The sequence below is a fragment of the Amnibacterium sp. genome (assembly GCF_036559085.1).
GTDB lineage: Bacteria > Actinomycetota > Actinomycetes > Actinomycetales > Microbacteriaceae > Amnibacterium.
Genome location: NZ_DATBTU010000029.1, coordinates 1 through 12,142, shown reverse-complemented (window position 1 = coordinate 12,142; position 12,142 = coordinate 1). Strand labels below are relative to the sequence as shown.

Sequence of the window (12,142 nt, the reverse complement as noted above, 5' to 3'; positions counted from 1 at the left end):
GGTGACGTGCACCTGCGGCACGATCGTGAGCGCACCCCAGGTGCGACGGTCCCGGTCCAGGACCTGCCAATCCGTCGCCTCCGGCAGCACGTTCAGCAGCAGGTCCATCGCGACGTCAGCACGCAGCTGGCCGATGCACCGGTCCTCGCCCTCCTCACCGTGCAGGGCGATCGCCGCCCGGGTCAGCCGGTCACGGATCGCGACGGCCTCCACGGCCGGGAGGTACATGTGGAGCCAGGCCATGCCGTTGGCTCCGGGCTCGAGGGTCACGTCGCGCTCAGCACCCGCCTTCTTGTGCCGGTCCACCATCTCGTCCGGGTTCATCCGGTCCACGAGCCGGCGCACGCGGTCCTTCGCCTGCCCGATCCCGGCACCGGTGATCAGGCGGATCGCCTCCGCCTCGAACTGCTCGACGAACTCGGCATCGACCTGCTTCGCGCCATCGACGAGCACCTCGACATGCGACCACGGCAGCGTGCCGTCGAGCAGCTTCTCCTTCGTGGCCTCAAGACCGTGCTCCAGCGCGAGGGACGTCGACAGCATCCGCTCCGCCGCCGCCAGCGACACCCCGGAGATCATCGCGACCTCACGCAGGACTGCCTCGTCGTCGGCGCTGGTGCGCTGCTGCCCCCAGATCCGAGCGAGCACCCGGGCCCGCTCCAGGTCGAGCGCGGCGCGGGTGCGGTGGAGCACCTCGACGGCGTCCATCAGCTCCCAGTCGCTCGCATCCGCAGGCAGCGGAAGCACCTCGGCCGGCGTCAGCGCGGCGAGCCAGGGAGCGACGTCCCTATGACGCCGTGCCGCACCCTCTCCGAGGGCCTCGCCGTCCGCATCCACACCGGAAGACTACCACGACATTCGAACACGTGTTCGAAGTGCCAGCACCTGTGGATGACCAGCGGGGCCATCACCGCGGGCCTCAGCCGGCCTCCCGCCGCCCCGCCAGCGTCGCCGCCGACAGGTTCAGCACGAGGAACCCGACCGTGGCGACGAGCACCACGACCATCGGGCCGGTCCAGGCGCCGGTCAGCTGGTGCGCCGCGCCGACCACCGGCGGGGCGACCGAGGCGACGATGTAGCCGATGGTCTGCACGAATGCGGACAGCGCGGTCGTGCGCTGCAGGTCGCCGCCGACCTCCGCGATGATCGTGAAGATCGCCGCGAAGCCACCGCCCTGCCCGGCCCCGCCGAGGATCGCGAACAGCACGAAGTGCTCGGGCGCCACGAGCAGCCCGACCGGCAGGCTGATCCACAGCAGTCCGATGATCGCCAGCACCGTGCGCGACGAGAAGCGCAGCGTCAGCAGCGGCACCCCGATCGCCCCCACGATCCCCGCGATCTGGAACACGGATGAGGCCGTGCCGGCGACCGCGGCGCTGTACCCGCGCTCATCCGCGAGCAGCGTCGGCAGCCACGTGGTCACGCCGTAGTAGCTGAAGCCCTGGCAGGCGAAGCCGAGGCTGAGCAGGATCGCGAGTCGGTCCGGCCGATAGCGCGGCGGCCGCATCAGCACCGGCTGCGGTAACGCCCGCGCACGCTGCAGCAGCACGATCCAGACGACGCCGGTCGCGATGCCGGCGACGCTCCACGCGGCCGCGGCGACGCGCCATCCGAAGACCACCGACAGCGGCACGGTGCCCAGCGCCGTCAGCCAGGTGCCGACGTTGACCGACACGCTGTACGCGCTGGTCGCCGCCGGGCGCCCGCGCCGCGGCACGTCCCGGCGGATGATCGTCGGCACGAGCACGTTGCCGATCGTGATCGACAGCCCGAGCAGCACCACAGCGGCGAGCGCGACGCCGAACCCGTCGATCGAGCGCAGCACCGTCGCGGCGACGATCCCGCCGAGGCAGACGAGGATCGAGGCCTCCAGGCCCACCCGCCGCTGCAGGAACAGCGCCAGGGGCGTCGCGAGCCCGAAGCAGAGCACCGGCACGCTCGTCAGCAGGCCGAACGCGGTCGAGTTCACGTCCCAGCCGGCTTGCGCGGCGGATGCGATCGGCGCGAGCGCGACGAGCGGGCTCCGCAGCTGGAACCCGAGCAGCACGATCGCGGCGAGCAGCAGGCCGGTGCCGGGCCGCGCGCCCCGTCCTCCGTCCCCCGTACCCATCAGCGGATCCAGCATTCCACGCGGCCGCTGGACGGGAACGGATCCGCGCTCGTCCGCTTCGGGCGACCCGGCCCCGAGGAGCTCGGTTCGGATCGTCCTCCCCATGGCGCCGAGGCGGTCTCAGGTGGAGAGTGACCACGTGAGCGGGTCCCGGGAGTCCGTCCAGGCGCAGGAGCGTCTCGACGAGCTGCGCCGCCGGCTCTACCGCGACGGCGCCGGCGAGGAGGACCTCCGCCGGTACGCCGAGGTGCGCGACTCGATCATCCGCCTCGAGCACCCCGGCACGGGCGCTCAGGTAGCGGATGCACCGGCGCCGGATGCAGCGCCTCCCATCCGCGCCCGGCGCCCCAGGCGCGTCACCATCCGCGTCGCAGCGTTCGCCCTCGCGCCCTTACTGGTCGTCGGGGTGGGCGTGGGCGTCGCCGCCGCGGCGAGCCCGGCCCGCCCACACACCGCGATCACGCCCACGCCGACGCCGCATCCCGCGACCACCGCGGCGCCGCAGGACATCGGCGACGGCCAGACGATCGTGCAGCAGGCCTCCGTGGTCGCCGCCCCGGCGGCCGAATCGGTGTCCATCGACGGCACCGTCGCCCAGGCGCAGCAGTTCGAGGGCGTCGGCGACGCCTGGGTGCCGCTCGACGTCTCGTCCGCGGGGTTCTCCGGGGGCCGCGGCGTCGTGGTGCTCTCGTCCTCGGCGGTGTCGCCGATCGACTGGCGCACGCTCCGCCTCGCCACCCGTCGCGACTGGACGTCGTACCAGGAGGTCATCGCCCAGGGCACCGTCCTCGCCGGCTCCCCCGTGCCCTCGCCCGTGCTCTTCAGCTACTCCGGCGCCCCGCCCACGCACCTCGCGATCGGCGCCCCGCGCGGCCTGCGCTGGACGCTCCTCGTCGTCTTCCTCGGCTCCACGAGACCCGCGAAGCGCTGACGGCGCGGCAGGGCTGCGCGCCCGGTGCAGACTTGCCCCGATGTCGGAGGCCGCGGATGGGAACGGCGTGACGGCCGAGGAGCTCCGCCGTCGTCTCTACGACGCGGATGCGACCGAGCAGGACCACGCCCGCTACCGCGCGGCCCTCGAAGCGGAGGGGCAGCCGCAGCCGGCTCCCGCATCGGCCGACGAGCCGGCGGATGCGCGCGAACCCGACCCAGCCCCCGACCGCCCGCACCGCCGCCGAACCCTCACGATCCTCGCGGCCGTCGTCGGTGCCGTCGCGATCCTCGGCGCCCTGGTCGCTCTGCAGCCGCGGGGCCAGGCGAGCCCCGTCGATCCGCCGCCGTCGCCGAGCACGATCGCCGTCGACGACGCCGCCCGCACCGAGTTCCTCCAGAACCTCGGCAGCGGGGGCTCGGCGGGCATCGCCGCCTTCCTCGTCACCCACCGCGCCGCCCCACAGCTCGGCAGGGTGTCGCGGCTGTTCCTCGTCGAGCGCCACGGCCGCGGACCCGGATCCGTGACCCTGGAGGGCGTGCCGAAGGCGGCCGACCAGGGGCGCGCGACCGTCTTCCTCGTCACGCAGTTCGCCGGCCCTGCCGGGTGGAGCGCCTACCGGGCGGGCCTCGGCAGCGAGTCCCAGGGGGTGCTGGACGCGAGCCGCGCCGGCGCGCAGGAGGGCGGCGTCCCGACGATGGCGACCTTCCGCTACCCGAACGGCGACCGCCCGGTGAAGCTGACGGTCGACGTGCCCGACGGCGTGCGCTGGGGCATCGCCGTCGCGTTCAGCGACTGACGCCTCGTCGGACCGAACCGCCAGACTGATCGCATGCCCGTCTCCCACGTCCAGCTCTTCTCCGTGCCCGTCACCGACCAGGACCGTGCCCGCGACTTCTACGTCGACGTGCTCGGCTTCGAGCTGATCGACGACCAGCGGATGGGGCCGGCGATGCGGTGGGTCCGCGTCCGCCCGCCGGGCGCCGAGACCGCGATCACCCTGGTGACCTGGTTCGACTCGATGCCGGCCGGATCGGTCCGGGGCCTCGTGCTCGAGACTCCCGACCTCGAGGAGTCAGCCCGGCGGCTCGAGGAGCACGGCGTCACGATCGAGGGCGGCGTGCAGCAGGCACCGTGGGGCCGGTACGTGCAGTTCACGGACCCGGACGGCAACGGGCTGATCCTGCAGGCCTCGACGCCCGGCGGTTCGCGCTTCGACGCGTAGGGCTTGTAGACAGGACGCATGGCCACTCCCCCGCCTCCGTTCCGCGCCGACATCGTCGGCAGCTTCCTGCGCCCGCAGGCCGTGCACGACGCCCGCACCGCCCTCGCGGAGGGCCGGCTCGACGCCGCCGGCCTCACGCAGATCGAGGACGACGCGATCCTCGACGTCATCCGCAAGCAGGAGGAGGTCGGACTGCAGGCGGTCACCGACGGCGAGTTCCGCCGCGGCTGGTGGCACTTCGACTTCTTCGGGATGCTCGACGGCGTCGACATCGTCGAGGGGCAGAGCGGCATGGCGTTCCAGGGCGCCGCGCCCGCGCCGCTGGCCGTCGAGATCCGGGACCGCGTGCGCTTCCCGGCCGACCACCCGATGCTGCGCCACTTCGCGTTCGTCCGCGACCACACCTCGGTGACGCCGAAGATGTGCATCCCGTCGCCGACGGTGATGCACTTCCGCCTCGCGCCACACGCGGTCGACCGGGACATCTACCCCGACCGCGACAGCCTCTTCGCCGACCTCGCCGCGACCTGGCGCGACGCCATCCGCGCCTTCTACGACGCCGGCTGCCGCTACCTCCAGTTCGACGACACCGCCTGGGCCTACCTCTGCTCGGACGTCGAGCGGCAGCGAGCCGATGAGCGTGGCATCCAGACCGACGGCCTCGCCGACGCCTACGCGGAGCTGCTGAACGAGGCGCTCCGCGACCGCCCTGACGACATGACGATCACCACGCACGTCTGCCGCGGCAACTTCCGCTCGACCTGGATCGCCTCCGGCGGCTACGAGCCGGTGGCTCGGCAACTGCTCCAGGTGTGTGACTACGACGGCTACTTCCTCGAGTACGACACGGACCGCGCCGGCGGCTTCGAGCCCCTCCGCTTCCTGCCCGAGGGCGACAAGCGGGTCGTGCTCGGCCTCATCACCTCGAAGTCCGGCACCCTCGAGGACCCGGCGCAGATCGAGCAGCGGATCCGCGAGGCCACCGAGTTCGCGCCGCTCGAGCAGCTCGCCCTCAGCCCCCAATGCGGCTTCGCCTCCACCGAGGAGGGCAACGTGCTCACCGAGGACCAGCAGTGGGCGAAACTCCGCGAGATCGTGCAGATCGCCGAGAAGACGTGGGGCTCGATCGGCTGAGCCCCCGCCCCCGTCGTTCTCGCAAAACGCCTGGCGGCAGCATCCGGCGATGCCCTAGATTCGCGCCTCAGAGGCGGAGATCCGATCCGTCCCGCTGACCCTGTTCGGCGAAGGAGTCGCGTGACCCGGCTCGTCCAGATCGCGGCGGTGCAGGCGGGACCCCGACCGATCGGCGGCGACCTCGACGGGTTCGCCGAGGAGGTCCTGCGCGACGTGCAGGACGCGAGCCTGCTCATCTACCCCGAGCTGCATCTCTTCGGAACCGAGACGATCGCCTCGAGTGACGCCGATCACGTGGAGCTCCTGAACGACGCGGCCCGCTCGCTGGACTCCGAGCTCGTCCGCGGCCTCGGCGACGTCGCCCGAGCGGCGGGGATCTGGTTGCTGCCGGGCAGCATCTGCGAGCGCGGTCCGGCCGGCGAGCTGTTCAACACGGCAGTGGTCTTCGCCCCCGACGGCACGCTTCGCGCCCGCTACCGCAAGGTCTTCCCGTGGCGCCCCTACGAGCCGTACACGCCGGGCGCCGAGTTCGTGACCGTCGACCTCGACGGTGTCGGCCGGTTCGGGCTCTCGATCTGCTACGACGCGTGGTTCCCCGAGGTGACGCGGCACCTCGCCTGGATGGGCGCCGAAGTCGTGCTGAACGTCGTGAAGACCACCACGCCCGACCGGGCGCAGGAGGTTCTCCTGGCCCGGGCGAACTCGATCGTCAACCAGACCTTCACGGTCAGCGTCAACTGCGCCGGCCCGATCGGCGAGGGGCGCAGCCTCATCGTCGACCCCGAAGGCCTCGTTCGCGTCGCCGTCGAGCACGACGAGCGCGCTGTGCTGCGCGACCTGCTCGACCTCGACCAGATCACCCGCGTCCGGGAACGGGGCACGGCCGGCGTCAACCGGATGTGGACCCAGTTCCGGGACACGGATCCGCCGCTCGAGCTGCCGCTCTACGACGGACGCATCGACCCCAACCGGTGGAACCCAGAAGGAGAACGAGCCGCGCGATGAGCACCACGACAAGCCCCCGGACCCGGGGTATCGAGGTCCGTTCGATCGACTACGTGCCGCTCAGCGAGCGGCACGGCAGGGTGTCCCGCATCGGGCCGCTCTGGTTCATGAGCAACGCCCAGATCGCGACGCTCGCGACCGGCCTGATCAGCATCACCAGCGGCGGCAACCTCATCTGGTCGTTCATCGCGATCGCCCTCGGGATCCTCATCGGGACGATCTTCATGGCCGCGCACTCGTCGCAGGGCCCGCAGTTGGGGCTGCCTCAGATGATCCAGTCGCGACCGCAGTTCGGATACGTCGGGGCGCTGCTGGTGTGGCTGTTCGCCTATCTGCAGTACGCCGGGTTCAACATCTTCAACACGATCCTCGCGGGTGAGTCGATCGGGGGCGCGATCAGCTCGGGGCAGGCGTCGAATCCGCTCTGGCTCTGGGCGGTGACGATCCTGGCTGCCGCGATCGCACTGGTCGGCTACGATCTCATCCACTCGTTCGAGAAGTACCTCATGATCCTCACGATCCTGATGCTGGCGCTCCTCACCCTGTCGGCGGTCGTGCACCTGCACGTGCCCGCCGCCCAGCTCGACCTCACCCATTTCAACGCCGTGCCGTTCTTCGCCCAGCTCGGCGTCGCGGCGGGCTACCAGATCTCCTGGGCGATCTACGTGTCCGACTACTCCCGCTACCTGCCGCCGACCGTGAAGACCCGCAACACCTTCGCGTGGACGTTCTGGGGCAGCGCACTCGGCGGCATCTGGGTGATGTTCCTCGGCAGCTGGATCGCCGTGTCCGCGAAGGACATCGGTTCGAACACCGTCGTCGACCTCAAGCACGTGGCCGACCTGCTGTTCCCCGGCTTCGGCGCAATCGCGCTCATCATCGCGGCGCTCGGCCTCGTCTCGGTGACGGCTCTGAACATGTACGGGGGCTCACTCACGCTGATCTCCTCCATCGACAGCTTCGTGAAGATCCGGCCGACGCTCGTGATCCGCATCACGACGATCGTGGTGACGGCTGCCATCTCGATCGGATTCGCGCTCTTCGCTTCGGCGAACTTCCTCGGCGGCTTCACCGACTTCCTGCTGCTGATCCTCTACCTGTTCATCCCGTGGACCGCGGTCAACCTCACGGACTTCTTCATCGTCCGCCGCGGGCATTACGCGATCGCGGAGATCTTCAAGCCGAACGGCATCTACCGGCGCTGGGGCTGGCAGGGAATCGTGGCCTACCTCCTCGGGTTCGCCGCGATGATCCCGTTCTTCGACGTCGCCGGATTCTTCGAGGGCCCCGTCTCGAAGGCGATGGGTGGCGTCGACATCTCGTTGTTCATCGGGCTGCCGGTGGCCGCGTTCTTCTACTGGCTGTTCACGCGGAACATCAATGTCGAGGCGGAGCGCAGGCTCGCCGATGAGCAGACAGCGGAGATCGAGAGGGCGGCCTCCGAGCACGTGCTGCCGTAGGGGCGCGCCCGGCCTGCTGATGCCCGGCTGGCATCGGCGGCCTCCGTCCGCTCGGCCCGGACCGACCGGCGGCGGAATGTCGTCCGGCACTGATCCCGGGCCCGACCCCGTACCGTCGCAGGATGAGCACCCTCACCGAGGTTGGCGATCGCGCGGGTTGGCGCTGCTGGCTGTGCGACAAGCCGGTGGATCCGACGATGAGCGTCAACGATCCCCGCGGACCGAGCATCGACGCCGTCACGAGCGCCAAGGCGAAGAAGGGCGCTCCCGCACCCGAGCGTCTCGCCCACCGCGCCTGCAACACCCGTAAGGGAGCGGTGAAGGCGGTCGTCCCGTGGCCCTCTGACATCTTCGTCATCGAGCCTGCGCCGATCGTGGAGACGGCCGAGCGCCTCTCGCGGAAGGGCGGCCGCGAGGTCGTGGCCCGCTGTCCCACCCGCGATGACGCCGAGCAGGCGGGCACGTGGCTCGTCGACCGGCTGTCGCGCCTCGCGCCCGACCTCGGCGTCGCCGCGAAGGTCGAGCCCGGCGGCGGTCAGTTCCTCCTGGTGCTCACGACCCGCTGACAAGCAGATGCACGGGCGATCCGGTCAGGACGACGGGACGAGGTGGGCGAACACCACCGTGTTGTCGGCGTAGTCGTGGGCGGCCGCGTCCCAGTCGCCGCCGCACGTGATCAGCCGCAGCTCGGCGCGATCGGTGTTGCCGTAGACCTCGAGCTGCGGGAAGTGGTCCTTCGGCACGTTCTCCACCCGGTCCACGACGAAGTGCGCCGTCGTGCCGTCCTTGCGGTCCACGGTGATCGTCGCGCCGGCCCGCACCTGCGCGAGGCGGTAGAACACGGTCGGGCCGGCCTTGTACGTGTCGACGTGGCCGACGATCACGGACGGCCCGATCTGGCCGGGCGTCGGGGATCCGCGGTACCAGCCCGCGGGGGCGTGCTTGTCGTAGGGCGGCACCTGCAGGGTGCCGTCCTTGTTCAGGCCGAGCTGCATCAGCGCGGTGTCCACGCCGATGGACGGGATCCGCAGCCGCGTCGGCACCGAGCGAGCGAGGTGGGGCGAAGCGGTCGCGGACGGCGTGGGCGTAGGCGCCGTGCTGGGGGCGGCGAGCTGCGGCGCGGCGGAATGTGTCGGCGCGGCGGATGCGGTCGGTGTCGCGATGCCGGCCGAGCCGCTCGGCGCGCCCTGCGCCCCCTGCAGGCCGATGCCGACGGTGGCGGCGCCGCCGATCCCGAGGAGCACCGCCGCCCCGGCCAGGACCTGGCCGAGACGACGGTGCGAGGTGGGGTTCCTCATCGGGTCAGCGCGCGCCGTCCTGGCGGGCGAGACGACGACGGGCGACGAGCGTGCCGCCGGCCGCGAGCAGCAGACCGCCGCCGAGGGCAACCATGCCGCCCTCGATCGGGGCGGCGCCGCCGCCGGTCGCCGCAGCACCGTTCGGCATCGACATCTGCGAGGCGTTCAGCGCACCGCAGAGTGCCGGCGCGGTCGCGGCGAGCGGCAGCGAGGAGGTGAGGGGGCTCTTCTCCTTCTGCGCCTTCGCGCTCAGCGTGGCCGGGTCGAGCCCGTGCACCACGACGACGGCGGTGCCCGCCTTCAGCGCCTTGGCGGTCGCGCTGTTCACGGTGAAGGTGCGGTCGTAGGTGAAGCTGCCGCCGGTGCCGGCTGCGACCTTCACGTCGAGCGCGGCCTTCGCGCTGGTGTCACCGGAAGCCGACAGCGTGCTGCCGATCATCCCGTAGTCCGGCTGCGCCTCGGGGGTCGAGACGACGCCGTCGCCGTTCTTGTCGGCGCTCGGCGTCGGGCACATGTGCTGCCCGTTGATGTGGATGTGCGCGACATGCGGGAACGCGCCGCCGTTGAAGGTCTTGGCGAGCCCGCTCGCGGTGAGGTGCACGTGCGCCTGGTCGCCGGTCACCGAGACCGTGACGGAGCCGGAGGCGCCGCTGTGGTTGATCGCTCCGAGCTGGGCCTGGTACGACGTGCTGCCGCTGTCGGCGAACGCCGGGGCGGCGCTGAACGCGGTGAGACCGAGCGCGAGGGCCGGCGCTGCGAGGAGCGCTGCTGTCTTCTTCTTCACGGGAGATGTCCTCCTGATCGCAGTGCGGCCCTCCTGGGTGGAGCGCCACGTGCGAGGACTTCGAACCCCTCCGCGAACCCGTTGGGTCGCATGCGCGAATGCACAGGTTGCACTCAGCCAATAAACACGCTCGGGCGAGCCGAAGGCCGTCGACGTCGACGGCTCAGGCCGCGAGACGGACGACAGGCACGGTCGTACGCCGCCTGCCGAACGGCGAGGTCCAGTGCATCACCCCGTCGTCGTCGATCTCCGCGCACCAGCCCCGTTCCTTCAGCTGATGATGGAACCGGCAGAGGCACGCGAGGTTGTTCGCATTCGTCTCGCCGTCCCCTGCCCACGGAGTGGTGTGGTCGATGTCGCAGAGATCCGCGTTGCGGCTGCAGCCCGGGAACCGGCACCGGTCGTCCCGGAGCTGCAGGAACCGTCGGAGCCCGATGGGCACCTCGTAGTGCTCTCGCCCGACCTGCACGATCGTGTCGGTGCCCGGCTCCACGAGGACCCGGAAGAGGCTGGGTGCCTGTGCGGTCAGCCGGCGGGCGGTCTCGGGGTCGATGGGGCCGTAGCCGCGGAGGTGCCCGGGCTCGTTCGACTCACCCAGGAGGGTCATGACCGGGACGGTCACGTGCACCTGCGGCACGATGCCGAGAGGGCTCCGGGTGCGCCGCGTCCGGTCCTGGTCATCGCAGTCGGACGCTGCCGGCAACGCGGCCAGCAGCAGGTCGATCGCGACGTCCGCCCGCAGCGCACCGATGCACCGCGTCTCGCCGGCACGACCGTGCAGGGCGATGGCTTCTCTCGTCAGCCGATCACGGATCGCGACGGCCTCGACCGCGGCGATGTACAGGTGCAGCCACGCCATCCCGTTCGCCGCCGGCTCCAGCGTGGCGTCGCTCTCGGCGCGCGCCGCCTTGTGCCGCTCGACCATGCCATCCGGATTCATCCGGTCGATCAGCTGACGCACCCGATCCTTCGCCTGACCGATCCCCGCCCCGGTGACCAGCCGGATCGCTTCGGCCTCGAATCGATCCACGTCCGCCGCGTCGACCTGCTTCGCGCCGGCCGCGATGACCTCCACGTGCGACCACGGCAGGGTTCCGTCGACCAGCTGCTCCCGCGTCGCCGCGAGCCCGTGCTGCAGCACCAGCGAGGTCGTGAGCATTCGTTCGGCAGCGGCCTGCGAGACCCCGCTGATCATCGCCACCTCGCGCAGCACCGCCTCATCGCCCTCACTATCGGACCGAGCACGCGACCACAGCATCGCGAGAAGCCCTGCCCTCTCGAGGTGGAGCGCGGCCTGCGTGCGATGCAGCATCTCCACCGCGTCGAGCAGCTCGTAGTCGCTCGCGTCCTCCGCGATCGGCTCTGCCGCGGGCTCGAACCGGGCCAGCCAGGGCGTCACATCGCGATGCCGTATCGGACCCATGTCCTGAGGTTCTGCCGGGCCGCTTGCCATGTCTCCAGTTTATCGCGACCTTCGTAGATGCGTTCGAGAGAAGGCAGGGCTGTGGATAACTCGCCATGAGGAGACCGGGTTACGAGACGCCAGCGGGCACCGCGTCACCCGGGACCTCCCCGGCAGCGGACCGCCGGGCGCTACACGAGCCGGATCGGCCCGGGATACTGGGCGACCGCCTCGTCCCGGGTGAGCAGCGTCACGCCTTCGGACTGCGCCTGGGCGACCAGGATGCGGTCGAACGGATCCGCGTGCAGCGCGGGGAGGGTGGCGACGCGGGCCGCGTGGACGGCCCGGACCGGGAGCTCCGTGAACCCGTTCGTCCGCAGCGCCTCCGCGAAGACGGCCGCGTCGACCCTGAAGTCCGAGCGTCCCAGCGACGACTTGATCGCGATCTCCCAGATCGATGCGGCGCTGAAGAGCACCTCGTTCCCGATGTCGCCGATGATGTCCGCCGCCGCCTTGCCAAGCCGGCGGGGAGCGCTCGCGGCCCAGAGCAGCAGGTGCGTGTCCGCCAGGTAGGCCGCCACTAGTCGCCCCGGAAGTCCGACGAGATGGTCTCTGCGGACATCGAGTCGAAGTCGTCGGGGACCGAGATGGCGCCGACCAGGAACCCGAGTCGCGATGGCGTCACATCCGGAGGCAGAGGGGCGAGCTGCGCGACGGGATGCCCGGCGTGCGCGATCAGGATGGTCTCGCCCTCGGCGACGCGCTGCAGCAGCTTGGAGAGGTGCGTCTTCGC

Annotated in this window: 14 protein-coding genes; 7 read left to right on the top strand and 7 right to left on the bottom strand. The window is 71.2% G+C overall.

The features are described from left to right. Both VIG76_RS05500 and VIG76_RS05495 read right to left on the bottom strand, forming a co-directional pair. Window positions 1–837 (bottom strand): DUF222 domain-containing protein (locus VIG76_RS05500; RefSeq protein WP_331951903.1); only part of this gene is annotated, 837 nt, incomplete at its 3' end. Between the two features lie 82 nt (window positions 838–919). Continuing rightward, window positions 920–2,110 carry an MFS transporter gene (locus VIG76_RS05495; protein ID WP_331951900.1) on the bottom strand — a complete coding sequence of 397 codons (1,191 nt, stop codon included), beginning with the start codon at window positions 2,108–2,110 and terminating at the stop codon, window positions 920–922. Window positions 2,111–2,249: 139 nt separating this feature from the next. On the opposite strand from VIG76_RS05495, the gene VIG76_RS05490 reads away from it, so the two are divergent. The 7 genes from VIG76_RS05490 (at window position 2,250) to VIG76_RS05460 (ending at window position 8,431) form a co-directional block, all read left to right on the top strand. Continuing rightward, the gene (locus tag VIG76_RS05490; RefSeq protein ID WP_331951898.1) at window positions 2,250–3,041 is read left to right on the top strand and encodes a hypothetical protein; all 792 of its coding nucleotides are present in this window, start codon (window positions 2,250–2,252) and stop codon (window positions 3,039–3,041) included. 40 nt (window positions 3,042–3,081) lie between these two features. Beyond that, window positions 3,082–3,840: a hypothetical protein gene (locus VIG76_RS05485; protein ID WP_331951896.1), complete on the top strand. Its 759-nt coding sequence runs from the start codon at window positions 3,082–3,084 to the stop codon at window positions 3,838–3,840. Window positions 3,841–3,873: 33 nt separating this feature from the next. After that, window positions 3,874–4,266 (top strand): VOC family protein, encoded by a 393-nt coding sequence (locus tag VIG76_RS05480; protein WP_331951894.1) that lies wholly within the window; start codon window positions 3,874–3,876, stop codon window positions 4,264–4,266. Window positions 4,267–4,284: 18 nt separating this feature from the next. Continuing rightward, window positions 4,285–5,400, top strand: a complete 1,116-nt coding sequence (locus VIG76_RS05475; RefSeq protein WP_331951891.1) for a 5-methyltetrahydropteroyltriglutamate--homocysteine S-methyltransferase — start codon at window positions 4,285–4,287, stop codon at window positions 5,398–5,400. Between the two features lie 120 nt (window positions 5,401–5,520). Then, on the top strand, window positions 5,521–6,405 hold the full coding sequence (locus VIG76_RS05470; RefSeq protein ID WP_331951889.1) for a carbon-nitrogen hydrolase family protein: 885 nt from the start codon (window positions 5,521–5,523) through the stop codon (window positions 6,403–6,405). Then, a complete protein-coding gene (locus VIG76_RS05465) occupies window positions 6,402–7,865 on the top strand; it encodes a purine-cytosine permease family protein (protein WP_331951887.1) in 1,464 nt (487 codons plus the stop codon). The genes VIG76_RS05470 and VIG76_RS05465 overlap by 4 nt, the downstream gene beginning before the upstream one ends. 122 nt (window positions 7,866–7,987) lie before the next feature. Continuing rightward, window positions 7,988–8,431 (top strand): hypothetical protein, encoded by a 444-nt coding sequence (locus VIG76_RS05460; protein ID WP_331951885.1) that lies wholly within the window; start codon window positions 7,988–7,990, stop codon window positions 8,429–8,431. A gap of 24 nt (window positions 8,432–8,455) precedes the next feature. On the opposite strand, the gene VIG76_RS05455 is transcribed toward VIG76_RS05460, so the two are convergent. The 5 genes from VIG76_RS05455 to VIG76_RS05435 all read right to left on the bottom strand — a co-directional run. Beyond that, on the bottom strand, window positions 8,456–9,163 hold the full coding sequence (locus VIG76_RS05455) for a class F sortase (RefSeq protein WP_331951883.1): 708 nt from the start codon (window positions 9,161–9,163) through the stop codon (window positions 8,456–8,458). 4 nt (window positions 9,164–9,167) lie between these two features. Continuing rightward, complete coding sequence (locus VIG76_RS05450) at window positions 9,168–9,947, bottom strand: hypothetical protein (protein ID WP_331951881.1); 780 nt, start codon at window positions 9,945–9,947, stop codon at window positions 9,168–9,170. Window positions 9,948–10,110: 163 nt separating this feature from the next. Then, the gene (locus VIG76_RS05445; RefSeq protein ID WP_331951879.1) at window positions 10,111–11,346 is read right to left on the bottom strand and encodes an HNH endonuclease signature motif containing protein; all 1,236 of its coding nucleotides are present in this window, start codon (window positions 11,344–11,346) and stop codon (window positions 10,111–10,113) included. A 194-nt stretch (window positions 11,347–11,540) separates the two neighbouring features. Continuing rightward, on the bottom strand, window positions 11,541–11,930 hold the full coding sequence (locus tag VIG76_RS05440; RefSeq protein WP_331951877.1) for a type II toxin-antitoxin system VapC family toxin: 390 nt from the start codon (window positions 11,928–11,930) through the stop codon (window positions 11,541–11,543). Beyond that, the coding region (locus tag VIG76_RS05435) for a type II toxin-antitoxin system Phd/YefM family antitoxin (RefSeq protein ID WP_331951875.1) at window positions 11,930–12,142 on the bottom strand (213 nt) is incomplete at its 5' end. The genes VIG76_RS05435 and VIG76_RS05440, both read right to left, overlap by 1 nt.